Origin of the sequence: Robertkochia sediminum, assembly GCF_016786255.1 — a bacterium.
Taxonomy (GTDB): Bacteria; Bacteroidota; Bacteroidia; order Flavobacteriales; family Flavobacteriaceae; genus Robertkochia; species Robertkochia sediminum.
The window spans coordinates 1-25,379 of the sequence record NZ_JADMKT010000062.1 but is presented as its reverse complement, the minus strand read 5'-3'; the positions used below and the strand labels follow the sequence as shown (position 1 = coordinate 25,379).

Annotated in this window: 20 protein-coding genes; 14 read left to right on the top strand and 6 right to left on the bottom strand. The window is 44.3% G+C overall.

Annotation, left to right across the window (positions count from 1 at the left end; translation table 11 throughout):
* Window positions 1-3: 3 nt before the first annotated feature.
* The 3 genes from IS446_RS00445 (at window position 4) to IS446_RS00435 (ending at window position 4,186) form a co-directional block, all read left to right on the top strand.
* The gene (locus tag IS446_RS00445; protein WP_235996351.1) at window positions 4-1,074 is read left to right on the top strand and encodes a glycoside hydrolase family 2 TIM barrel-domain containing protein; all 1,071 of its coding nucleotides are present in this window, start codon (window positions 4-6) and stop codon (window positions 1,072-1,074) included.
* A 54-nt stretch (window positions 1,075-1,128) separates the two neighbouring features.
* Window positions 1,129-2,655 carry an MFS transporter gene (locus IS446_RS00440; RefSeq protein WP_317192147.1) on the top strand — a complete coding sequence of 509 codons (1,527 nt, stop codon included), beginning with the start codon at window positions 1,129-1,131 and terminating at the stop codon, window positions 2,653-2,655.
* A gap of 82 nt (window positions 2,656-2,737) precedes the next feature.
* Entirely contained in the window at window positions 2,738-4,186 is a 1,449-nt protein-coding gene (locus IS446_RS00435) for a glycoside hydrolase family 30 protein (RefSeq protein WP_203057805.1), read from the top strand.
* A 341-nt stretch (window positions 4,187-4,527) separates the two neighbouring features.
* On the opposite strand, the gene IS446_RS15540 is transcribed toward IS446_RS00435, so the two are convergent.
* Window positions 4,528-6,489: a BspA family leucine-rich repeat surface protein gene (locus IS446_RS15540; protein ID WP_203057194.1), complete on the bottom strand. Its 1,962-nt coding sequence runs from the start codon at window positions 6,487-6,489 to the stop codon at window positions 4,528-4,530.
* A gap of 313 nt (window positions 6,490-6,802) precedes the next feature.
* Here IS446_RS15540 and IS446_RS00425 point away from each other — a divergent pair, with 313 nt between their 5' ends.
* Both IS446_RS00425 and IS446_RS00420 read left to right on the top strand, forming a co-directional pair.
* On the top strand, window positions 6,803-9,100 hold the full coding sequence (locus IS446_RS00425; protein ID WP_203057193.1) for a glycoside hydrolase family 20 protein: 2,298 nt from the start codon (window positions 6,803-6,805) through the stop codon (window positions 9,098-9,100).
* 169 nt (window positions 9,101-9,269) lie between these two features.
* The gene (locus IS446_RS00420) at window positions 9,270-9,725 is read left to right on the top strand and encodes a hypothetical protein (RefSeq protein ID WP_203057192.1); all 456 of its coding nucleotides are present in this window, start codon (window positions 9,270-9,272) and stop codon (window positions 9,723-9,725) included.
* On the opposite strand, the gene IS446_RS00415 is transcribed toward IS446_RS00420, so the two are convergent.
* Window positions 9,722-10,705, bottom strand: coding sequence for a glycosyltransferase family 2 protein (locus tag IS446_RS00415; protein WP_203057191.1), 984 nt, complete (start codon window positions 10,703-10,705; stop codon window positions 9,722-9,724). The two genes, IS446_RS00420 and IS446_RS00415, sit on opposite strands and share 4 nt — an antisense overlap.
* Before the next feature lie 288 nt (window positions 10,706-10,993).
* Between IS446_RS00415 and IS446_RS00410 the strand changes: the two genes are divergently transcribed.
* Window positions 10,994-11,605, top strand: a complete 612-nt coding sequence (locus IS446_RS00410; protein WP_203057190.1) for a peroxiredoxin-like family protein — start codon at window positions 10,994-10,996, stop codon at window positions 11,603-11,605.
* A gap of 27 nt (window positions 11,606-11,632) precedes the next feature.
* On the top strand, window positions 11,633-12,439 hold the full coding sequence (locus IS446_RS00405; protein ID WP_203057189.1) for a DUF547 domain-containing protein: 807 nt from the start codon (window positions 11,633-11,635) through the stop codon (window positions 12,437-12,439).
* A 21-nt stretch (window positions 12,440-12,460) separates the two neighbouring features.
* Here IS446_RS00405 and IS446_RS00400 read toward each other — a convergent pair whose 3' ends face one another.
* A complete protein-coding gene (locus tag IS446_RS00400; RefSeq protein WP_235996363.1) occupies window positions 12,461-13,990 on the bottom strand; it encodes an amidohydrolase family protein in 1,530 nt (509 codons plus the stop codon).
* A gap of 177 nt (window positions 13,991-14,167) precedes the next feature.
* On the opposite strand from IS446_RS00400, the gene IS446_RS00395 reads away from it, so the two are divergent.
* On the top strand, window positions 14,168-14,509 hold the full coding sequence (locus IS446_RS00395; protein WP_203057187.1) for a VOC family protein: 342 nt from the start codon (window positions 14,168-14,170) through the stop codon (window positions 14,507-14,509).
* A gap of 31 nt (window positions 14,510-14,540) precedes the next feature.
* Here IS446_RS00395 and IS446_RS00390 read toward each other — a convergent pair whose 3' ends face one another.
* From IS446_RS00390 to IS446_RS00380, 3 genes are all read right to left on the bottom strand, one after another.
* Entirely contained in the window at window positions 14,541-16,883 is a 2,343-nt protein-coding gene (locus IS446_RS00390) for an amylo-alpha-1,6-glucosidase (protein ID WP_203057186.1), read from the bottom strand.
* A 102-nt stretch (window positions 16,884-16,985) separates the two neighbouring features.
* Window positions 16,986-17,825, bottom strand: a complete 840-nt coding sequence (locus IS446_RS00385; protein ID WP_203057185.1) for an alpha/beta hydrolase — start codon at window positions 17,823-17,825, stop codon at window positions 16,986-16,988.
* A gap of 29 nt (window positions 17,826-17,854) precedes the next feature.
* Complete coding sequence (locus IS446_RS00380; RefSeq protein ID WP_203057184.1) at window positions 17,855-18,331, bottom strand: cupin domain-containing protein; 477 nt, start codon at window positions 18,329-18,331, stop codon at window positions 17,855-17,857.
* 429 nt (window positions 18,332-18,760) lie between these two features.
* On the opposite strand from IS446_RS00380, the gene IS446_RS00375 reads away from it, so the two are divergent.
* The 6 genes from IS446_RS00375 to IS446_RS00350 form a co-directional block, all read left to right on the top strand.
* Window positions 18,761-19,933: a hypothetical protein gene (locus tag IS446_RS00375; RefSeq protein WP_203057183.1), complete on the top strand. Its 1,173-nt coding sequence runs from the start codon at window positions 18,761-18,763 to the stop codon at window positions 19,931-19,933.
* Between the two features lie 674 nt (window positions 19,934-20,607).
* Window positions 20,608-21,264: a hypothetical protein gene (locus tag IS446_RS00370; RefSeq protein WP_203057182.1), complete on the top strand. Its 657-nt coding sequence runs from the start codon at window positions 20,608-20,610 to the stop codon at window positions 21,262-21,264.
* Complete coding sequence (locus tag IS446_RS15580; protein WP_394370932.1) at window positions 21,179-21,637, top strand: GNAT family N-acetyltransferase; 459 nt, start codon at window positions 21,179-21,181, stop codon at window positions 21,635-21,637. The genes IS446_RS00370 and IS446_RS15580 overlap by 86 nt, the downstream gene beginning before the upstream one ends.
* Before the next feature lie 444 nt (window positions 21,638-22,081).
* Complete coding sequence (locus tag IS446_RS00360) at window positions 22,082-23,362, top strand: site-specific integrase (protein WP_203057180.1); 1,281 nt, start codon at window positions 22,082-22,084, stop codon at window positions 23,360-23,362.
* A 387-nt stretch (window positions 23,363-23,749) separates the two neighbouring features.
* Window positions 23,750-24,739 (top strand): TlpA disulfide reductase family protein, encoded by a 990-nt coding sequence (locus IS446_RS00355; protein ID WP_203057179.1) that lies wholly within the window; start codon window positions 23,750-23,752, stop codon window positions 24,737-24,739.
* Window positions 24,740-24,890: 151 nt separating this feature from the next.
* On the top strand, window positions 24,891-25,379 hold a 489-nt coding region (locus IS446_RS00350; RefSeq protein WP_203057174.1), incomplete at its 3' end, for a hypothetical protein.

Sequence of the window (25,379 nt, the reverse complement as noted above, 5' to 3'; positions counted from 1 at the left end):
CTTATGAAACTCATGAATTGGTTTGGTATTACGCTTCTTGTCGCTGTGGCCGGCGGACTGGGGCAGTGTTCAAAAGAATCTTCAACCACAGATACTGTTGCTCCCGACCCGGATCCGGATCCGGTTGTTTCTGAGGTAACCGTTTCCGGTAGACAGGTGCTGGTAGATGGTGCCGCATATGAGATCAGAGGGTTGTGCTATAACCCGGTAGCCAAAGGCCGCACCGAAAGGGATTTTAACGACATGGATCGCGATCTTGACCTCATGAAAGAAGCAGGGGTAAATACGGTAAGGATCTATGCCCCCATAGACAGTAAAGGCGTTCTCGATAAGTTTCACAATGCCGGTATTAAGGTGATCGTAGGCTTTGGGTATAACCAAGGCGGGGTATTCGATATTCTTTCCGGGACCTGCATCGACTATGTAAATAAGTATAAGGATCACCCGGCTATCCTGTTTTGGGAGTTAGGGAATGAATACAATTACCATCCCGAGTGGTTTGGTAATAATATAAACACCTGGTATCGGTCACTGAATACGACAGCCGATCGGATCCACCAGGCAGACCCCGGACACCCGGTGGCTACAGCTCATGGGGAACTTCCAACGAACGAAATACTTGAACTTTGTCCAAATGTCGATGTATGGGGTATGAACGTATACCGCTGGGACAGCCCCGGAGATATTTTTGGTCAATGGGCCGCCATTAGTGAAAAACCGATGTATCTTTCGGAAGCCGGTGGTGATAGTTATATGACCGTGGCTGCAGAAGGCTATGCTCAGGGCGAGAATCAAAAAGCTCAGGCCGATGCCAATGCGAATATTCTCGATGAGGTATTCGCTCATAAAGATGTTACACTTGGAGTAACCCTCTTCGCCTTTTCTGATGAATGGTGGAAGGCCGGAAATCCGGATCAGCAGGACACCGGTGGATGGGCGCCAAACAGCTCAGGAGTGCCCTACGACGGGGCGCCAAACGAAGAATATTGGGGCCTTGTGGATATAGACAGAAATAAAAAGGAGGCCTTTTTTGTGGTAAAAGAAAAGTACCTGGAACTCCTTAATAATCAATAACCCTGTGCATCATGCTCCGGTGTGAGCATTGCAGACAGGCCCAAACAATACCTAATGAAAAATGCTCAAGAACTAACCGGCGATAAGGTGGCTATGGCACCTGAGGACGCCGCAAATAACATGAATATGAATAGTACTCATGACGAAAGCGAAAAAGTATCATGGGGGCAAAAGATCGCCTTCGGATTCGGGATGCTGGCCAACCAGATGTTCCCGGCAGCCCTGGGGGTCTTTATGGTGATCCTGGTCGAAGACCTCGGATTCCCTCCCTTGTTGTGGGGACTCATTTTCTTTGTACCGCGTCTTTTTGATGCTATCACCGATCCTATTATGGGATTCATTTCAGATAATACCAAGTCTAAGTGGGGGCGTCGCCGTCAATACGTCTTTATAGGTGCCCTGATCATGGGATTCTCCTTTGTAGCCATGTGGCAGCTTTACGAAGCTAACGGACTCGCCTATAATTTCTGGTATTTCCTTTCCCTCTCAATCGTTTTCTATTTGGGGCTTACCATATTTAGTGTTCCCTATGTGGCCATGGGGTATGAGATGAGTGACGATTTTCACGAACGTACCCGTATTATGGCCGTAGCTCAATGGATCGGGCAATGGGCCTGGGTGATCGCACCCTGGTTCTGGGTGGTGCTCTATAAGCCTGAGTGGTTTGAGACCGCCGATGCCGGAGCACGTGAGGTGTCCATCTACGTGGGGATCGGGTGTATGTTCCTCGCGATGATCCCTTCGATCTTTATCAAGAGCAGGTCTACCCTTAACGATACCAATCTAAAGCCCATAACCCTTGGTCATATTAAAGAGAGCTTTGTAGAGATCGGTGACGGATTCAAACAAGCCTGGAAGAACAAACCTTTTATGAAGCTTTGTGGGGCCACCTTCCTCGTGTTCAATTCCTTTAATACCATCGCGGCGTTCTCTTTCTTCATTATCGTATATCACCTGTTTGGTGGTGATGCAGGTGCTGCAGGAAACTGGCCTGCCCTGCACGGTAGCCTTGGAGCTTTGGCAACAACCTTCCTGGTGATCCCTATCGTGACCAAGATGTCTGAGAAGTTCGGGAAAAAGAAAACCTTTATGATCTCACAAGGGATCTCCATTATAGGATACATCCTTTTCTGGTTCCTTTTTGTACCCGGAAAACCCTGGCTGTTCATTTTTGCCCTGCCTTTCTTCTCTTTCGGGATCGGTAGTTTGTTTACCCTGATGATGAGTATGACAGCCGATGTTTGTGATCTGGATGAACTTAAATTTGGTCTTCCGCGTAAAGAGGGAACCTTTGGAGCGATCTATTGGTGGATGGTAAAATTCGGACAGGCGATCGCCGGACTTTCTACCGGACTCATCATGGGGCTTGTTGGATTTACCCAGGGAGCAGATACACAACCGGAAGAAGCGATCACAGGATTGCGATTGTTCTATACCTTACTTCCGATAGCAGGAACCCTGTTGGCCATGTATATCATGAGAAATTATGATCTGACCGAGGAAAAGGTAAATGAGATCTCTGTAGAATTGAAAAAAAGGAGAAAAGCGGCTAAGGAGCAAGGACCACAGCCTTCTGAGTAACCTGAACCAAACAGACTACGCGTAAATTAAAATATTCAGAACCATGTTCAGACAAGTAATTTTAACCCTGTTGGCGGGAGGTATGGTAGCATCCTGCCAGAATGAGACACCGCTGGAGGCTACTGTTTTAGAAACCTCTGCCAGTGGAAATAAGCTGACACAGGTGACCGAGTTCCAGCCTTCAGAGAATAGCTCTGAGGTGATCCTGGATCCCTCGGTGACCTTTCAGACCATCTCCGGATTCGGAGGAGCCTTTACCGAAGCTTCGGCTTCCCTGCTTAACAGGATGAGTAAAGCGAACAGAGAAGAGATCATACAGGCCTATTTTGGTAAGGATGGTGCCAGGTACTCCCTGACGCGTACCCATATGAACTCCTGCGATTTTTCGCTGGGGCAGTATTCGTATGCTCCCGTGGCTGGTGATAAGGAATTAGCGCATTTTACCATTGAGGAAGATATGGACGACCTGATCCCTATGATCAAAGACGCCATGGCGGCCTCAGAAGATGGCTTTCGTATTTTTGCTTCTCCATGGACTGCCGCTCCTTGGATGAAAGATAATAACGAGTGGGTAGGAGGTAAACTCCTGCCTGAATACTACGATACCTGGGCCAACTTCTTTGTGAAATACGCCGATGCCTATAAGGCCGAAGGGATCGATATCTGGGGATTCACCGTAGAGAACGAACCGCTGGGTAACGGAAATAACTGGGAGAGTATGCACTTTACGCCCGAAGAGATGACCGACTTTGTGGTTGATCACCTTGGGCCTGCTCTTGAGAATTCAGGAAAGGGCGATCTTGTGGTGTTGGGATATGATCAGAACCGTCAGGAGCTCAAAGAGTGGGTAGATGTGATGTACAAAGATGAGGAATCTTCAAAATATTTTGATGGTACTGCTATTCACTGGTATGAGAGTACCTACGATTATTTCCCTGAAGAATTGCAATACGCCCATGCCAAGGCACCTGAAAAATACCTGATCCAAACCGAAGCATGTGTAGACTCTGAAGTGCCACATTGGAAAGACGATGCGTGGTACTGGAAAAAGGAAGCTACCGACTGGGGCTTTGATTGGAGAGAGCCTGAGAAGAAATACCTCCACCCTAAATACGCTCCTGTAAACCGTTATGCCCGCGATATCATCGGATGTCTTAATAACTGGGTAGACGGATGGGTAGACTGGAATATGGTGCTCGATACACAAGGTGGCCCTAACTGGTTTGAGAACTGGTGTGTGGCACCTGTGATCGTTGATCCTGAAAAAGATGAGGTGTATTACACGCCTATCTATTACACCATGGCGCATTTTAGTAAGTACATCCGTCCCGGGGCTAAGGTGATCAAAGCAGACAAAACAGACGACGGACTCATGGTAACCGCTGCTCAAAATCCCGATAATTCGATCGCGGTAGTGCTCTTCAATGAAGGTAAGGACGCACGTTCCTTCACCCTAAAGCTCGGCGAAAAGCAAAAAGATATTACCATTAGCGGACAGGCAGTTCAAACCGTACTTATCCCTGCGGAATAACACATATTAAAACATGCCTCCAAAGCAGGAATGCATGTTGAAAAGACGATTTTTTTGGTAGTTTTTCAGTGATAAAGACCCTGGCTTCGGCCGGGGTTTTTGTTTTGGGTAAAGAGGTAAATGGGTAAAGGGGTAAAGAGGTGAAGGTGTGAAGGGGTGAAGAGCTTCTTTGTAAGACGTAATGTCTTCGCGAGTGAGCGCAGGGAGCGCGGCGATCTCATAACAGGAGGTATAGCCCTTCTTCGCCAAGGTTTCGGAGGGTGAAAAAGTGAAGAGTCAAAAAAAAGGCCGGCCTGAATGAACCGGCCGCCCTTTTTATAATGAGTGTTTGCAAGACCTTCTTACTCGCAATTGGAGAAATTAGGTTTTGGAAGGGTGTAGTTGGTCGCTCCAAGTGCGAAGTTTCCGCAATACAAAACGTTGGAGACGTCCCAACTGCTGAGGTCCTGATTAAAGGCGGTAGCCCCTTCGAACATGCCATACATCCCTTGTACAGAACTTACATTCCAGCCACTGATGTCCTGGTTAAAGGAAGTTGCAAATGCAAACATGGCCGAAATGTCACCAGCACTGCTCAAATCCCAGTTACTGATATCCTGGTTGAAAGAAGTAGCTCCGTAAAACATCTCATCGGCGTCTTGTACTTTCGAGGTTGTCCAGCTACCGATGGGCTGGTTAAAGGAAGTAGCCTCTTTAAACATACCGTATAAACTGATCGCATTGCTTGTATCCCATCCGCTTATATCCTGGTTAAAGACGGTTGCTTCTGCGAACATGCCCGATAAGCGAATAACATTACTCATATTCCAGTCTCCCAGATTTTGATTGAATGAAGAAGCGCGGTAAAACATGTATTCTGTGGTGGTAACGTTAGAAACGTTCCACACGCCAATGGGTTGGTTGAAGCTGATGGCACTATTAAACATATTCTTGAGGTTGGTGACGCTGCTGGTATTCCACAGCGAGATATTCCCGTTAAAAAGCAGGGCATTATAAAACATCAATTCCATGGTTTCCACCTTGCTTACATCCCATTGCTCCAGGTCTTGGTCGAAGGACTCAGCATGAAAGAACATACTTGCCATATTGGTGACGTTGCTCACATCCCAATGGTTGATGTCCTGGTTGAAAGCTGTTTTGTTATAGAATAACCTACTCATATTAGTCACCAGCGTGGTTACGGTGGTGCTTATATCTTCATTATTGGCGATCATGTCCCTCAGCATGGTTTCATCAACCACGGTATACGCTTTCCCGTTGATGGCACCGGTGTCACCTGCTACAGCCCATGACTCGGCTTTAATGGTAATTCCGTTGGTGTCGAGGTAAACGGCCTGGATCGCACAACCATTGGCGTCTACGTTTAATCCCTTGAGGGTATCCGGACAGGTGTCGATGTCATCGGTAACCCCGTCTTCATCGGTGTCTTTTTGCGATGTACTACACCCGTTCTCGTCGACCATGGCTCCGGCCTGGGTGTCTGCGCAAATATCTTTGTCGTCATTAACCCCGTCTCCGTCGGTGTCCTTCTGAGAAGGGCTACATCCGTTGGTATCGGTAGTTTCTCCCTCCGGAGTATTTGCACAGGTATCTTTGTCGTCGGTTACTCCATCATTGTCGGAATCCTTTTGCGAAGGGGAACATCCATTCTCATCTACAGCTGCTCCTTCCTGTGTTTCTGCACAGGTGTCTTTATCGTCTGTTACCCCGTCATTGTCGGTATCTTTTTGGGAAGGGCTGCAACCGTTGGCATCTGCAGTTTCACCTTCAGGGGTGTCTGCACAGGTATCCTTGTCGTCGGTTACCCCATCATTATCGGAATCAGTTTGCGAAGCACTGCATCCGTTCTCATCTACCGTTTCACCTGAAGGTGTATCGGGACAGGTGTCCTTGTCATCGGTTACCCCGTCGTTGTCAGAATCCTTTTGTGAGGCGGCACAACCGTTGCTATCTACTTCGGCTCCTTGAGGGGTGTTATTACATTGGTCGGCATCATCGGGAACACCGTCACCATCGCTATCCCGTTTCGAAAAATTGGCAACAACGTTCTTGTCGTCATTCATTTTAAAGGTAAACGGATTCGTTGAAGAGGTCACGTCGCCTGTCCATCCCGTAAACTCATATAGATCATCCGGGGTAGCGGTGATCGTAGCGTTTTGTCCTTCGTTGTAGATCTTTTCTACAGGGGTGGCTGTTCCCCCTTCCCCGGCCGTTACGGTAAGGGTGTAGGTTGGAATTTCATCCTTCTTGCAACCGGTAAATAGCAAGGGTAGAATAAAGAGAGGTAGTAGTTTTTTAAGCATGATTATGAATTAGTTGGTGTCACGAATATATTGCTTCAAGATTAAAAATGATTATTGGCTGGAGGGTTAAATTCGGAGTTTTTTCTTTCGTCTTGTATATCAGCCAGATAGGTTTTATGAGGTGCTTGCAAAAGGCGCTTGGGGGCTCCATGAATTTTGGTGGAATGTAGAAAATATACTAAATCATTTACCCTTCGGCTTAATTTCTTGGCAGGAACCGGATAAAATCAAAAATTGTAGACGCAAAAGGTCTGTGGCCAAATGGCTGCAGGTTTTAATGGATATGTACATGCCTAAAAACCAACGAACCAACATGAATAAGCTATTTATCGCACTCTTTTCGCTTTGCAGCTCCGTATTACTTATGGCGCAGGATGTATTGCCGATCATTCCCCAGCCGGTATCCGTAACCGTCAATGAGGGTACCTTTGTTATCGATGCAGAAACGGCTATTGTTTTTGATCAGGCCAATGATGGATTGGAAGAGGCTGCCAGGTTCTTTTCTTCGGCTATCGAAGAACTGTCGGGATATGCATTGCCACTGCAGGATAAAGCTCAAAGAACTATTGAACTTAAGCTGGAATCCTTGCCCGAGATCGGAGATGAAGGGTATACCATAAACGTAACCCCGGAAAAGGTGCTACTTCGCGCAAATTTAAGAGCAGGGATCATCTACGGGATGCAGTCATTGTTGCAGTTATTGCCTGCGATGCGTACCAATGCTGCCCTTGAGATCCCTTGTTTGTCAATAACCGACTATCCGCGTTTTGAATGGCGCGGAATGCACCTCGATGTGAGCAGGCACTTTTTTGGACCGGAGGTGATCAAGCAGTATATCGACCTCATGGCGGCTTATAAGCTCAATACCTTTCACTGGCACCTCGTTGATGACCAAGGCTGGAGGCTGGAGATCAAAAAGTATCCGAAGCTTACCGATATCGGAGCATGGCGGGTAGATCAGACACATTTGGTCTGGGGAGATCGGCCGCAAGCCAAAGCAGATGAAAAGCCAACCTATGGTGGGTATTATACCCAGGAGCAAATTCGTGAGATCGTGGCCTATGCAGCCGAAAGAAATATTACTATAGTTCCGGAGATCGAAATGCCGGGACATATAGCTTCTGCCATTGCAGCCTACCCGGAACTGAGTTGTAGTCAGATCCCTCAGCTGCCTTTGACCGGGGGTAATTACACCAATATGTCATCGAATTACTGTGCCGGGAACGATGCGGTATTCGACTTTTTGGAAGATGTATTGAGGGAGGTTGTTGATCTGTTCCCTTCAGAATATATTCATGTTGGAGGAGATGAAGTAAACAAAGAAGCCTGGAAGCACTGCGACCGCTGTCAGCGTCGTATAAAAGACGAGAAGTTAAAGGATGAACACGAACTTCAGAGTTATTTTATCACCCGAATTGAGAAATTCCTGAATGGCAAAGGACGCCGTATGATCGGGTGGGATGAGATCCTTGAAGGGGGGCTCGCTCCTGATGCAACGGTGATGAGCTGGAGGGGAGAAGCCGGCGGGATCGAAGCCGCCAAAATGAGTCACGATGTGGTGATGACCCCCGGGAAGCCCTTGTATTTTGACCACTACCAGGCAGGGCCGGAAGGGGAACCCAGGGCTATTGGCGGATTCAATACCCTGAAGCATGTTTATGATTACAATCCTATTCCTGAAGAACTTTCTTCTGAACAGGCCAAATACGTGATGGGGGCACAGGCCAATGTGTGGACCGAGTATATCACAACGGCCGCTCACCTTGAGTATATGGTATTGCCGAGAATGTTGGCCCTTGCTGAAGCTGTGTGGACACCCCTGGAAGATAAAACTTGGGAAGGGTTCAACCGCAGGTTGCAAAGTCACTTGAGAGGCTTCGAGCAACGCGGACTCAATTATTGTCCTGGAAATTTCACGGTAGCGATCACCCCTGAATCGGCTAACGGAATTTTAAAGGCGACCCTTGGCACAGAGATCTTGGGGGCGAAAATACATTACACCCTTGATGGTAGTGATCCTACACTTGAAAGTTTGTTGTATACCCAGCCCATTATTATTGATAAAACCACTGAGCTTAAAGCTGTAAATGTGGTGCATAACGAGGTGAAAGGATACCAGCCGGCATCGCAGCATTTTGCTGTTCATGAGGCGATCGGGCGTGAGGTGAAGTATACAAATCCGGTAAGCAGGTATTACACAGCCGACGGACCTAATGCCCTTACCGATGGGGTTCGTGGTACCGGAACCGTGGGCAAATACTGGCATGGGTTTAGCGGCAAAGACCTTATCGCTACTATTGACCTGGGAGAGCAGCAGTCTGTTAGGCGTATTAGCCTGGGTTGTTTGCAAAAATACAGGGATTGGATCTTTATGCCGGAAGCAGTGACCTTTGAGGTTTCTCAAGACGGTAAGAAGTATAAGGAGCTGGCGACGGTTGCCAATCCGATAGCCCGGGATGCCGGGGAGGTGCAACATGATTTTACCCTGACCAAGGCGCTAAAGAATGTTCGCTATATTCGGGTGTCTGCAAAGAACACCCTATGTCCGGAAGGTCATCCGGGATCAGGGAAGCCTGCCTGGATCTTTGCCGATGAGATCATCGTAGAATAGAGGCAGTAACATGAATCTGCCCTGCGGGATGAGTAGTTGAGTCAGGCCCTGTCTTTATAATGCGCTAATGTGATAACTTTAGTTGATGCGATGGGGTGTTTGCAGGTGTTGTGGTGTTGGTTAAGAAAAAAGAAGTATTTTCATAAGCGTAACACCAAAAATATACCCTATGAAACGCTTTACACTTATCTTATTGTTTATGATCGTTGGTGCTCCGTTAATGGCCCAGGAAACTCCGGAACAGGAGTCTGAGGGGATGGAGGTCGATAAGAATGCACACCGTGTGCAGACCTTTACCCAAGAGGAACGCGATAACCTTCAGCTTTGGTATTACCGTGGGCTTCAGGAGATGGGATTAACCGAAGAGCAAGAGGCTCAATATCAGAGTACACTTACCTATTACGCAGTAAAGATGGCTCGTCTGGACGATAAGGACCAGGAGTGGACCAAAGAAGAGCTCAAGGAAAAGTTCAAAGCCTATCTGAGTAAGCAGGAATGGGAGGTGCGAAAGATCCTTACCCCTGAGCAATATGTTAAGCATGAGGAAATGTACGGCGAATTCTTAAGGTCGGTGTATCGTCGCTTTGGGATCGGTGAAAAAATTGAAGAAGCAGAGAAGAACTAGGAGATCTGACGATCTGTTGTTTTGGGCATGCAGGTGTAGACCCCTGCTTTTTCTTTATGGATCACCTGTTGCTGTTTTAGCGAATCGGTGATGTAATTCCCGGTGATACAAGCCTTAAGTAACGGGAAGTATTTGGGTTTGACCAGGGTCGAGAAGAAATAGCGTATCACTAAAAAATAGCGTGCGACAAGGAAGTTGAGGTACCCGCGATTCTTTCTGAGGACATAGAGCATGGACATTTTGAGCTCTTTCTTGATGGCAATGGGTGCCTTATGGCTGCTGCCCTCGAAATGAATGTATCGAGCCCCGGGCAGGTACCAGGTGGATCTCCCTTGCTTTTTCAGGCGATAACAAATATCGCTTTCCTCGTAGAAGAGGAAGATGTTGGTGTCGAAGCCGCCTACCTTGTGAAAATCTTCCGCCCGGAAGAACATAAAACTCCCGTTGACGTAATCGACCTCTACCGGTGCAGCATATTCCTTTTTTCGGGAAGGCTTTCTACCAAATGCCCCACTTTCAATAAGGGTGTTTCCGAACATGATCTTGGGGAGAGAGATAAAATGCCCAAAGCTTCGCGCCTGTCGTTTTTGGTCGATCCTGATCTGCGGGCCACAGACGGCAGCCTCCGGGGTGATTTCCATAAACCGGAAACAGTGTTTTAAACAATCGTCGATCATCAGGGTGTCGTTGTTAATGAAGGCGTAGTATTTGGCGTTAGCCCATTGTACACCATGCATATTCCCGGCACCAAATCCGCCGTTGAGCTGACTCCGGAATAGGATTAGGTTGGGGTGGTCAAGCTGTTCTGTAAAAGCTTTAAGGGTTTGGAAATCCTCCATTTCAGAACTATTGTCCACGATAATATATTGCACCGATAACTCAGAGGTGGACTTCTCCATAAGACTTTGAACACACTCGATAGTATACCCCGCATTATTGTAGTTGATCACAATGACGGCTATGTCATATACGTTTTCCATAGATCTTAGACCTGAGTTTTTATCAGTAAAAACTGATCTTAAGGTAAGCATAATTCGCTCATCTTTCATCTTTAACGATAGGCTGCCCCCTTCCATTCCAAATATTGTAATGCATATTCTCCGGGGCTGTTATAGTTCTGAGGATTATACGTATATTTCTTTTTGACACCTTAATTCCTTGAATAGCCACGTAGGAAATTGCGATCCCGGACATTATAGGGGTGTCACAGATGGTCACGCTTGTATAACGACCGATAACCGTTTTAAGAATTTAATGACATAGAACCTATGAAACATCAGTTGACATTAATGGCCATTATGTGCTTCGTGATGTGCCTCTCCCAATCATTTGCTCAATCGGCTGCCCTTAACCCCGAGGATATTACCCCTGTAGAAGTGGGCGATGTGCTGCCGGAGGCTGTATTAAGAAATGCGAAAGGGGAGGATGTTTCCCTGAAAAAGTTGATCGGCACCACTCCCGCAGTATTGGTATTTTACAGGGGAGGCTGGTGTCCGTATTGCAATTTGCATTTATCATCCTTGGCTGCCGCAGAGAGCGCTATTACCGATCTTGGGTATCAGATCCTGGCGATTAGTCCGGACGATTTCGGGAATCTGGACCCGACCATTGATAAGGGTGGTTTGGGCTATACGTTACTTTCAGATCCGGGCGGTAGCTTCATCACCGATCTTGGAATTGCCTTTCAGACCCCTGAGAAGGTCAAAGGTTATGTTGCCTCGACAGCCCAGGCAGGTAATATGGCCGACGTGATCCCGGTGCCCGGAGTTATGGTGGTCACCACAGAAGGGGAGATCCGCTACACCTATTTCAATCCTGACTATAAGGTGAGAATGGAGGCTGATGCCTTACTGGACGTATTGAAAGGCCTGAAGAAATAATCAACGATAACGCTTAAACTCCTCAGTATGAAAAAAAAGGTCATTCCTGTTCTGTTATTGATCCTCATTCTATCGGTGGTCTATGCAGAGTACAGTTTTGGAGTGCTGGCGTTTGCAGGATTTGATAATAAAGGCCTTGAGGTAAAGCAGGTGACGCATCGCCTGGGTAATGCCGATACCACCTCGTCTGTTTCTGTAGATCATACCGTCTGGGACGGATTGCTTAAAGCACATGTCGATGCCAAGGGAGTTGTGAATTACGGAGGATTAATTCAGGACAAAGCCAAACTGGACGATTACCTGGAGTTCCTTGCCGCTCATGTTCCTGATGATGCCTGGTCGGTGCAGGAACAGCTGGCGTATTACATTAATTTATACAATGCCGCTACCGTTAAATTGATCCTTGATCACTACCCTGTACAAAGCATTCAGGATGTACCAAGAACCTGGGCGGTTCCCTTTATAAAGATCGGCGCGAAAGAGTTCTCTTTGGGGGCACTGGAGCATAGTCTGCTCCGTAAGATGAACGAACCTCGTATTCATTTTGCGATCAATTGTGCGTCAAAGTCTTGTCCCGATCTATGGAATAGTGCCTATACAGCAGCACACCTGGATACCCAATTGGATAGGGCAACCCGAAGATTTTTGAATTCTGATAAGAACCACATCACCGAAGACCGCCTGGAGCTGTCTAAGATCTTTCAATGGTTCAAAGGCGATTTTAATGATGGTGACCTCATAGGATTTCTAGATCCCTATGTAGGGTTCAACATTTCAAGTAGCGCTGAGATCGAATTCAGGCCCTACGACTGGAGTCTTAACGGGAGTTGGTGATCAAGCTCTTCAGACAGCCGATCATTCATTGCCCTTTATTCCGGGCTGTACGATCTCGAATCCTTCACTTTCTTTAGCCTGATCTACCATGACTTTGACATCTTGTAGTAGTTGTTTAGCATCGTAGACCACCCCGTCTTTGATGGTATATTTTACACCCCCCACACGAATCACCTCGTTGTTTTCGGTTAGTTTGATAGCACCAGTGCCGTAGAGGACCTTTAGATTGACCAGCGGATTCTCTTCTACGATCACCAGGTCGGCCAGTTTCCCGATGCTTACGGTTCCGATCTTATCGTCCATCTTCAGGGCCTCGGCACCACTCAAGGTGGCGGCCTTAATGATCTCCAGGGGGTGGAATCCGGCCTCTCTGAGTAGTTCCATTTCGCGGATATAGGCGAAGCCGTATAACTGAAAAATGAATCCGGAGTCTGAGCCCACCGTCACCCTTCCGCCGCGGTTCTTGTATTCGTTAATAAAGGTCATCCATAGCTGATAGTTCTTTTTCCAGGCCACTTCCTGCTCTGTTCCCCAGAAGTGCCAGTAGGAGCCGTGAGACACCTTGCTGGGTTGGTAGAATTTCCAAAGGGAGGGCAGGGTGTAATCTTCGTGCCATTCGGCTCTTCGGGCGCGTTGCAGATCACGGCTGGCTTCGTAGATATTAAATGTAGGGTCGAGGGTGAAGTCCAGTTCGAGAAGCTCGTTCATCACGGCATTCCAGTGTTCCGAATACGGAGGGGCCGCCTGCTGCCATAATTTACCGGCCTCCTCAAAGCGGTGCTGCTCGTTCTGGTAGTTGTAGTCCAGCGGATAATCCTGCACAGTCCTGTCGGTGAACAGGGCCTCAGGCAACCCGTACCAGTGCTCCATGCTGGTGAGTCCCGCGCGTGCTGAATGCAATACGTTCCACCCGGCTACATTGAGCTGAGCGTGGTGACAGGCAGAACCCAGTCCGAGTGCTTTATTCTCTTCCAGGGCCGCCTGCATGATATCAGGGGCAGCGCCAAAGAACTTCACCCCGTCGGCACCGTTCTTAGCATTTTTTTGAACCCATGCTCTGGCCATTTCAGGGGTGCTTATAGGTTGGTCACTACCCTGGCCAAATACGGTATAAGCAAAGATCCTCGGAGCAATAATATCGTTCTTTTCACTTTTATTTTTCAGGTCGAGAGTCCAGTCAAGTCCGCGACCTCCGGGTTCCCTCACAGTGGTGACCCCATGGGCCATCCATAATTTAAAAACATAATCCCAGTCGGCCCCCTGTGCTTCCCCTCCAATATGCCCGTGCATATCGATAAATCCGGGTAGTAAATACATGCCTTCACAGTCTAGTTCTTTCCCTCCGGCTTTGAGTTGCGGACGGTCTTCTTTTTTGATCGCTACCCCGGGGAAGCCTACATTATGAATTCCGGTGATCACGTTCTTTTCGATAACAATGTCTACCGGCCCCATTGGTGGCGCTCCATTCCCATTGATGAGCGTAACTCCGCGAATGATGAGTTGCTCAAAGGGTCCCTCGTCGTGTAGCGTAGTTGTGGATTGTGCATGCATGACAAACGAAAGACAAAAACTGAAAAGGAAAAAGAAGAGACGTTTCATCGAAGTTGGGTTTCTTATGGTGGAATTTTCCTTCAATATAAAGCATTATGCGCATATGAAATAATTTAAGTCCATACAGGTAGTGATAGAAGTGTCTGTTATTATCCGATTAAAACGTACTTTAGAGGTATGAGTACAAATAATCACATCGACTATATCGAATTCAAAGCAAACGATATTGAAGCCGTAAAAACCTTTTACACGGCATGCTTTAACTGGGTGTTTACAGATTACGGCCCCGATTATACCTCATTTTCAGGGAGCGGCGTCTTCGGCGGATTTGAAAAGTCGGACCAGCCTGTAGAGAATGGCGCGCTGATCGTGCTCTATCATGAAGATCTTGAAGTGATGCAGGAAAAGGTCGCACAAGCAGGAGGTGAGGTCACCGTTCCGGTTTTCTCTTTTCCCGGCGGCCGACGATTTCATTTTAAAGATCCTTCCGGGAACGAACTGGCCGTTTGGTCGGGGTAGCCTTTCGTATACGAAATCGTACTTCTGTGCGCTAGGGACGGTCGGCCTTCCGGTAGTACAATGTGTAATACAGGGGGTTTTCTACTTGCTCTTTTACAATTTCAAAACCATTGGCGGGTTGAATATCGAGTTCCCAGTCTGCCCGTTTTTGGCTTACCTCAAGGGAATATCCTGAGGTTGTTTTTTCATACCGGATACTGACCTCATTGGCTCCGATCTTTACGTTTTCCAGGTGGGCGAAATCCCAATCTGATGGCATTAAGGGTTGTATGCGGATGTATTTTTTGGAAGCCAGTGGCTGTATCCCGAAGAATTGTTGGACCACGGGTACCGCATAGCTGTAGATATTCCAGGCCTGGGCAAACATGCCGTAATCGGGTGAGACCTCATAGATACTTCCCGGTAGGGCATAGCTGAAGCTGCGTCCCATTCTTTTAAGGTAATCCAGGGCCAGGTCGGGGTTCCCATAGTTGTTTTCGGCAACTGCAGAAACGCCGGTAGGGAGGGTCATCACTGCTCCGGTATAAGAGAATACCTTACTTCCCTTAAAAGAACCGATATCTGTCCCGGCCGACTCGTCCCGGTCGATCCCGGTGACGAAAACCCCAAAGGGATTTACAAATTGCCTTCCTGTTTCCAGTGCCTTTTGTGCTTTATCCCTATCGGCGATCCCCATTTCCATGGGTGTGTTTACTACCCAATTGTGATGTAAAACGAATGGACGCTCTTTTGCAGAAGGATGCTTTAGCAGATATGCTTTGGTCTCCTCCAGTTCTTTTACCGCCCAGGGTTTATTCAGGGTGTCGGCACGAATAATGGCGTCTTCGATGAGCTTCAGGGTTTGTTGATCATTCGCAATAAAATCAGCATAGGAGTTAAAGTCATCTACCCAAAATACCTCATTGATCCTTGTTTTTAGTGCTTCCGCCTGCGTCTTGTATTGGGCGGCAATGTCCGGCCTTCCCACGACCTCTGCTATTTTGGCTCCGTCTTCCAGTCCGCGTTGGGTGTAGCTGGCTACATCGATCATTTCACTGTCCAGTCCGTGGATCTCCATCATTCCGGAACCTTCAGGAAAGCCATTGCCATTGCGGTCTTGCTCTTCTGTGATCCAATCCAGGCCTTTTCTGATCAGTTCGAAATGGTCTGTTAAGACGTTCACATCACCGGTCCACAGGTAGTAGTTCCACAGCAGTGATGCGAATTGCGGAGTCTCATTCACATTGCCCGGATTAAATACCACCCCATTGGTGGAGGCTTCGTGAACAATGCGGCCGTTGTCATTGGACTTTGCCGAAAGGGATGCAAGCAGGTTGATGGTAGCCCGGGTGATCTCAAAATTACCGGTGGCCAGATACCCTTGCAGGGCGTATTCACTGTCACAACCAAACCACCAGGGGTAGTCGGGATATCCGGCGGCGATGCCCCTTCCGTGCTCCGGTACCTCGCGGATAAACCACTGTGCATTGTATTTAAGCCATCGAAATACCTTGTCAAATTCAGGGTCGGAGGTGGTGAGCCTGGATTGGCGTTCCAGCAAATTGGCGCTCTGGACCTTTTCCTGTAGAAGGATGTTGGCGTTGTCCCTGATGTCTGCGAGTTCGGTCATGGCTTCCTCCAGAGAGGTGTAAGAAGAGGCGAGGTAGATGGATATCACCTGTTTCCCGGCCGGGTCTATCGTTGCGGGGATATTCATTACTGCAGACTTCCCCTTTCCCTTGTAGGGGCTTTCCTCAATGGTAAAGTCTTGAATGGCTTCTGAAGAGGTTACTACACCGTACCAATCATTATTGAGGTCTTTGGCTATAATGGTGTTCTCGCCTTTGATCATATAAAGGCTGTCTGCTGCATCGATCATGTCCGACCGTTCTCCTAACCAGGTGGGGCGAAGGTCTGTATGCGCCTGAAACTGGAGCGATCCGCTCCATGACGTTTTGCCTTCATTACTCAGGATGTACTCCACAACCATACCCTGTTGTTGGTCCGGGGCAAATTGGAATTGTTCTACTTGCAGGTTAGAGCCAGGTATCTCATAGGTGAATGTACTCCCGATGGGGTAGTTTATGAAGGTGGCGTCTTTTAGGGGGAAGGTATTGTTACCTTCCAGAATATTTGCCTCGAAACCATCCATTACCTTGATGGGGTGATTCCACAATCCGCCCATTTCCTTGTCGATATGCCACCCGATCTCAGGAAACGAACCGTCCTGGGCTCCTATGGCGTAAAAGCGGTCGCCGGCGGTAATATAGGGGGAGTGCTTGTAGGTTTCCTTTCCGGGGATTCCCTCTAATGTTCCCAGGGTTTCGTGAAGAGCGGGTTGCTGCTCGTTGCAGCTAAAAAACATGATCAGTACTAAAAGAAGTATCCTTTTCATAGACTAAAAATAGGAAATCGGACGGACTTTGGCTTCTAAGTTGCTGACGTCATGTTATTTCAGGAATCAGGAGTGTTGTGTAACCTGAGGTTCAGGCATTACTCATTTAAGTCCACTGCAGATCTCTTTGATCTTTTTAACAACGATCGGGGCTGCCGGATACACCATATCATGGCCATACCCTTGAAGTTCGAATAATTCTGAGTTGGTATTGCCAACGAGCTTCATCATTCGCAGCATATAGGCATTCTCCTCATAGCGTCCGAGGAGTTCCAGCTCCCTGTCTCCCGTGATCATGATGTACGGTGGTGTCTCTTTTTTAACATGGTACAAAGGGGCCATGGCATCTACTACCGGGCGGGTTTCGGGAATGCCCATTTCTTCCCGAACGGTCATATGGGTAATGGTGTGTCCGCTAAGCGGGATGAGTCCGGCGATCATATCGGGATGCAGGTCGTATTTTTCAAGGTAGGTGCTATCCAGTCCGAGCATACTGGTTATATACCCCCCGGCAGAATGCCCGGAGAGGAAGATCTTTTCTGTGGAACCACCATAATCTTCGGCATGGTCAAAAGCCCATTTCACCGCCTTAGCCGCATCGTCAAGGATCTCCCTGGTAGCGACTTGCGGATAAAGACGGTAATTTACTGTAAACACAATGATCTCTTTCTCTTTGAAATATTCGGGTATGTTTTTGGTACCTCCTTTGAGTCCGCCCCCATGAAAATAGACCAGGACGGGCAGATCGGACCGATCGTTGGGATAAAACGCATCGAGCTTACAATACTCCGCGATCAGGTCATCTCCGGTCGCGTAAGGGATATTCTCTTCCAAGGTGTACGAAATGACATTGTCGGTTGTTTGAGCCCGTGTAGTCTGCAGTGTTATGGTGAGCACAAGGAAAAGGGCAGAGAGATACTTAACGGATGAAAGTGGAGGCATAGCTTGAGATGAGGTGTGATGCTGTTGGTTTATTTTTCCTTTAATGTTTCTGCGACCTGGTTGTAGTATTCCCGGCTCAAAACTTCGGTCCAGGTGGTGGGTTGTGTACCACCGTAAATAGCTAGGTAGGTCACATCATGTTCCTTTGAGGAAGCGTGCCAGTGCTCGGTGTCTTTCGGGCACTGGATCACATCGCCCTCCTTCATACGGATAGGTTCCTTACCTCTTTCCTGGTAATACCCTTCACCTTCAACAACGATAAGCACTTGGGGAGAATCGTGATGATGCCAGTCTAAGGTAGAGTTTGCCTTGAATGTAGCCTTGGTGATGTTGTAGCTAAGGTCTTTGTCTGCGCTTACCAAATGATGAAGCCATGCTTCGCCTATATAGTGGGTATTTGGGGCTTTGGTGCCCTCTTCTTCATAGGAGGCGATGGTATAGTTGGTGCTTTGAGCGTATCCTGATAAAATGCAAAGGCTAAAAAGGAAGAAGAGAAAAGTTTTCATCGTGGTTTTTGATTAAAGATAATGAATAGGTCGGAATCTAAAGTATTGGGGGCTAAACGCAACAAAGTCCAACTTTTTCAAGTCGGACTTCCTGTATTGTGGCTATTTATGTTTTATGGTTGACGCGCCGTCTCGCTCCTTCGATAAAAACATCCACAGGATGTTTTCTAAACGCTCGGAAGGCACTTGGGTGATGTTTACCGAATAATGATCTCTTCTGAATATAGGGTATCTGAATGCGGATGTATAGGAGAGTGGGATAGCACTTCTTTAATTGCGTTTCCGCTGGTGACGACAAGTCGTTAAACGAAAAGAAGGGGAAAATCTACTGATTTTAAGTTTTCTTCAAATAACTTTCTTTTTAGAAACGGTATTTAAATATTTGTTTTAAATATTCAGAATAGCACTAATTAATTCAATACTGATTCTATGAAGAATTTTGAAGTCAACACCAAAGCATTAGAGAAGGATTTTTTGGAGGTTCATGTCCTGATTAACAAGGCGTATCCAAATTGGATCCAGCCATTGGATAACGATGTTCTTTCAGTATTCGACAAATCAAAAAACAAGCTCTTACAAAAAGCTGAAGCCATGCGATGGGTATTGAAAGATGATCAAGGAAAGTTGATAGGAAGAATTGCTGCTTTTGTGAATAAAAAATATACCAATAAAGGTGATGATGTTGAGGTCGGAGGTATCGGATTTTTTGATTGCATAGATGATCATAAGGCTGCAGCATTGTTGTTTAATACTGCCAAAAAATGGTTGATGGATAGAGGAATGGAGGCCATGGATGGCCCTATTAATCTTGGTGACAGAGATAAATGGTGGGGTTTGTTGGTAGATGGATTTCATCCTCCGATCTACAACATGAATTACAATCCGCCTTATTATAAAAACTTATTTGAGGCATACGGGTTTCGAAATTTTTATGATCAATTATGCTGGAGCCTTACGGTATCCGGTGAAGCGCATCAATTAGCCCCCAAATTTTATGAAGCCCATAAAAAATATTCAGGAGACCCTGACTTTAAAGCTGAATTTATCAATAAAAAGAACCTGGAAAAATATGCCAGGGACTTAAGTGTTATCTACAATAAAGCCTGGGCACAACATGAAGGGAACAAGGATATTTCGCCCGAACAGGTACTGAAACTTTTTAAAACCATAAAGCCTGTTTTGGATGAGAAACTTATTTGGTTCGCATATTACAAGGATGAACCTGTAGCGATGTGGGTTAATTTACCGGATATCAACCAGGTGATCAAACACCTTCATGGAAAGTTCGGGTGGTTTTCAAAGCTGAAATTCTTTCTCATTAAAAAACTGGTTAAAAATGAGAATTTTATAGGTCTCGCCTTTGGTGTTGTTCCCGAGTTTCAAGGAAAAGGTCTTGATTATTACTTGATCGTGGAAGCAGAGCAAGTGATTAAATCCACCACATCCTACAAAAAACTGGAGCTTTATTGGCAAGGTGACTTCAATCCTAAAATACTGGGTATTTCTAAAAATTTAGGAGGGAAACACTCCCGAACATTAGTGACCTACCGGTATTTATTCGATAGAAATAAAAAGTTCGAAAGACATCCTGTTTTGCTATAAAACAGATTAGATACTACAAACCTAAGAGGCGGTGGGCCGGCTTTAAGGATTCCTGTGCTCCCGGGACAGGCTTCTCGCCCTTCGAGTGGTCGCAAGTAAAAAAAGCCACACAAGGGGTTTAGAAACAGTGGTGTTTTATTGAAAGTAATGCCCACGCGCCAGCTCGCCCAGTCGCTAAAAACATCCACAGGATGTTTTTTGAACGCTCGGCCGTCTCTTGGGCCTGCCTGCCTGCCGGCCGGCTCAAACCAAGGACCCTCGATGTAGGATATTCAGTAATAATTCAATTGACCGATTTACCTCACCCAGAGTTTCAAAGTGGTACATTAGAGAATATTATAGGCCAACTAAGTCAAGTGCTTTCAAAAGAAGGAAGTTCAGAGAGTTAATTACAACCCTACCTTCATTTACAGGCTATGATGCTACATGTGATAGCGATCTAAATACATAAATCAAAAACATCATAAAGTTTTTTACTCAATTGAGTTTTACATTTTAAAAGAAATGGCCTCATTTAAATGGAAGTTTTCCATGAATATAATAATCATGATGATGCTGGAGAGGTTTCAGAACAGATAATAGATTTCATTATAGAATTCTTCTCTAAAAAAACTTAGAGAAAGTTTTTTATCTTGAAAGCATGCTTCAAGTAATTTTGTAAAGATATTTTTATCATGAAAAACAATTTTAAGGCATCTATAGTAGATATTTTACAAAGAGGAGATGTTGTTTCAGCTTCATTCACTTATGCTCATAAGGGTAATGAGGTTTATGTTTACATTAATAATAAAAAGCTTGATTATTCTGATGAATTTGGAAAAATGCTTAATGAATGGATGAGTTGTTACGCAGATTATTTGCTTGAACAAAATGAAATGCATGATTTTGAGATTGAATTTGAGTTACTTGATAATGAGTTAATATTTTTGACAACATTTCATGAGTATGAAGATGAATTTGATGATGTCTATTTTGCGTTAGACGAAAAGGATGAAATATCTTTTTTAAGAGAAAAAGTTGATTGTGATGATTTTAGATATGAAAATTTTGATTTTGTTTTTGATTACGATGGAAAAGACTTTAATTATTTAGAAGTGTCTTATCTATGTGATGATGAATATATTGATGTTGAGCTTTCAGAAGAACAAGTAGATATATTAAAAAGTGAAATCAAAGATTTTATAAGCGAGAATGTACCATATCTAGATTTCGATAATACAGTTGAACAGAATTATACTGTCTTTTGTGATAATTCTACTCAAGTACGACTGGTTTATTCAGTTGCTGCTGGACCTATATCTAACAATTTTGACGATTTTGTTGAAGATTAAATTATCTACAAAAGAGTCTTTTTTAAACCTTTTTCAAAGAGACAAATTGAATTTGAAATGGTTTTTGGGAAGCTTACGTAAACATAGAAGTTTAGTCTTTTTTTTAATTTATGATAGCTCTACTATAGTTGGTGGCGGATATTATTTTGATAATAAAACATATAGAGACTATTCTATTTATATCATCAAAAACTATCAAAGATTGGGATATGGAAAGAAGACGATAAATTTACTTTTGAAAAATAAGAACAATCAACTAAGATTTAAGATTTCAAAACATAATAAAGCATCTCTACAATTTTTTGACACTGTTCTAAATGATGTTGGGACAAAATTTGAATCAGAATATTATGTTAACTGGTTGATAGAGTAAAATATAACATATGAAAAATGAGTTTTGAGGATTTGTACTTTTTTATATAGGATTTTATAGATAAGAGCTAAAACAAATCCAACTTTTTATGTTGGACTTTCTGTATTGTAGCTATTCATGTTTTAATGCATGCGCGCCAGCTTGCTCCCCTGTCTGCCGTCAGGCAGGTTCGTTAAAAAGGTCCACTGGACCTTTTCTTAACACTAGGCCGTCCCTCTTGGGCTTCCCTCGTCGCTGAGCTTCTCGGGACAGGCTTCTCGCCCTTCGAGGTATCACAAATAAAAAAAGCCAACCTTACGGCTGGCTTTCTGCTTTTAAGCTCCCCCTCTTGGGCTCGAACCAAGGACCCTCTGATTAACAGGCGTGCTGAATGGGTTTTCATCAATTTTCATATGCTTTCAAAACACCTGTAAACACTGGGTTTCCCGAAGATTGACTTTGTATTTGGTTTCATTAATTGTACCTTTTATAGGCGATTTGTTGTACCCATGTTGTACCCATTATCAATTTTCTATGACCAGTATAAAGACAGTAATAAGAAAAAAGCCACTTGCTGACGGAAGGTTTCCGGTCTATATTCGGGTCACAAAAAACAGGCAATCTAAATACTTCAAAACTATTTTTAGTGTCAGACGGAATCAATGGAACGCATCTGAAGGTTGCTTTAACAGTAAGCATGAAAATTACCTTCAACAAAATCGACTTCTGCTTAAATTCAAGGATAAGGCACTGGAGGTACTTACTGAATTAAAATTACAGCAGGAAGGATTCACCCTTGACGATTTTGAATTTAAATACCGGGTAAAAAGTAATCCAGCCTCCCAAAAGGTATTTCCCTTCTGGGAGGAATTAGTTCAGGAAATGATCGAGTCCGGTCGGATGGGTAATGCGCGTTACTATAAAAATGTCAAAAACTCAGTTTTTAAATTCACCCGCTTCAACAGGCGATTTTCCTTCCAGGATTTAGATCCTCGTTTTTTAAATAAGTACGAAGTATACCTAAGATCAGAGGGATGGAGGGATAATGGAATCATTGTTTACATGCGTGGTATTCGAGCCATGTACAATAAGGCGATTGAAAGGGGCTGGGTCAAAGAATCCTTTTATCCATTTAAAGCCTATAAACTCTCAAAGTTTAAAGTGCACACCAGAAAGCGAGCGCTCTCTATGGAGGAGGTAAATAAGATCGTAAATATGAATCTTGAAGAATATCCAGACCTTACCCTTGCACGTCACCTGTTTGTTTTTAGTTTCTATACAAGGGGGATGAACTTTGCCGATATGATGAAATTAAGATGGGATGATATCAGGAATGAAAAGATCTATTACATACGGTCAAAAACAAAAGGACATTTTACAATTCAAATAATCGAGCCTGTAAGAGCTATCCTGAACTACTTCAAAGAAGACAATTCCGGTACGGGTTATGTTTTTCCAATATTGCTTAAAGATGATCTTACTCCTGTTCAGATTGAAGATCGAAAACATAAGGTAATGAGGAGGTACAATCGAGATCTTAAGGAAATTGCCAAAGTCTGTGGTATTGATAAAAACGTTACCAGTTACGTGGCACGGCACAGCTTTGCCAATTGCCTAAAACAAAAAGGGGTAGCAACCGATATCATCAGCGAATCACTTGGTCATCAAAATCTATCTGTAACGCAGGCTTATTTAAAGGAGCTTGATTCTTCAAAGATCGACCAGGCAGTCCTTCAGTTGCTTTAAGCCAGCTTCATGTTAGAATATCAATAATTAGTACTACAGTCTTCCCCTAATCTTCCATAACTAGCCTATGAAATGCAAGTACTAAAATGTTACTACCAACACCCTAAAGTTTTAGTAAGCTAAAATATAGGGTAGCTTTAATGTTTACAGGGGCTAAGCGGAATTTGTAGTAATACGTAACATGCCTTGGCGTGTTACCCTCTCGCTATTCCGCCTCTTTTTATACTAAGATGTTTAAGAAAAGGAGGGAAGAACCTTTGAATAATAGCATATATAAACTATATTCGATACAACGTAAGTGATAGTGTTTTACCTCTGGATTTAGGGGGATATAAACCACAAAACTACTTATATAAACAAGTTGGCAACAAGCATAAACCAAAATTGATGAGAATAATTTTATTTGGAATTATAACATTATTGACGATTGCCTGTAACAAAAAACCGAAAGCGGAATTTTCATTGATCGGAAAGACAAATGGACTTAAAGATGGGACATCTCTATATTTAGAACTTGATAACGAAATAATTGATTCAACAGAAATTAAGAATAATGCTTTTGTATTCAATACCGAAATATCTAAATCGCCATTAGAGGTGATTTTGAGAACTAATGACTTTTCCCAATATCGGTTTGTATGGTTGGAAAATAATCAAATGACTTTCGATGCAACTAATACCGATTTCAAAAACGCAAAAGTTTTAGGCTCTGAAACAGAAAATTTGAGTACAACATTAGGGCAGAAACTAGACACGATACCAAGAAGTAAAAGGCATAAGTACAGGGCTGATTTTATAACTGAAAATCCAGACAAACTATACAGTGCTTATTTATTATCATTTTATGCCACTTCTTGGGGAAAAGAGAAAACTACTGAACTATATAATAACCTATCAGATAAAAACAAGGATTCAGAATTTGGTAAAAATGCATTGAGATACATTAAACTTAATAAAGACCCCAAGATTGGAGAGAAGTATGTTGATTTTGGAATGACGGACATCAAAGGAAAAAAAAGAAGACTATCTGAATTTGATGGAAAACTTGTTTTATTGGAATTTTGGGCTTCAAACTGTGGGCCTTGTAGAAAAGAGAATCCAAACTTAGTGAAAACTTATAACGATTTTAAAAACAAAGGTTTCGAAATTTTTGCCGTTTCAGAGGACATAAAAAGAGAAAGTTGGATTAAAGCAATTGAAAACGACAAATTACCTTGGTTACAATTAAGCGATTTAAGTAAAAACAATACTGCTTCACTGATATATGGGATTAATGGAATTCCTGACAACTTTCTTATTGACCAACATGGAACAATAATTGCCCGGAATTTACGTGGAGAAAAGTTAAACGAAAAACTGAAAGAATTATTGAAATAATGCCAGTTGCCAACATCGGCTATATCTCATGGCTAGTGTGGTACTTCTAAAAAAGAAAAAATATTCATGAACTTAACCGAGCTATTCGTTTTCATCGGACGCAACAATCAACCCGCCCGCCACGAGCCATAGCCCGACCGTTGGCCACAATATGAGAAATCCGATCATAATAATATGCCTGTTAATCACAATCTTCCCCTCCTGTAATGAGGTAAAAGAGGAAAAAAGTAAATCTCTACCTAAACAAACATCTATAATTGACGAAAATCTTCAGGAGAATATAGGTCCTAGACAGGAAATTGAAACAAAGAATTATAGATACAATATCCGTCAAAATAGTCTTAAGAATATTGACACATTACTAATAAAACAATACGCTAAAACAATATTATCCGGTGAATCTTATCCTTCGGACAATGACGAAACGATAAGTTGCATTGATCTTTTATTCAGTGAGAATACTTCCGATTTAGAATTCTATTTCGAAGTGTTCCGCGTAATTGTCGAAAAGGCTGATGGCTCCCTTGCTGAAATTATGGGTTCCGAAATAATAAGTTTTATGGAATTTAAGACATCCTTTTTTCTAGATAAATATTCTGAATTTGAATTAAAGGAAAAAGAACGATTCATCAATTTAATG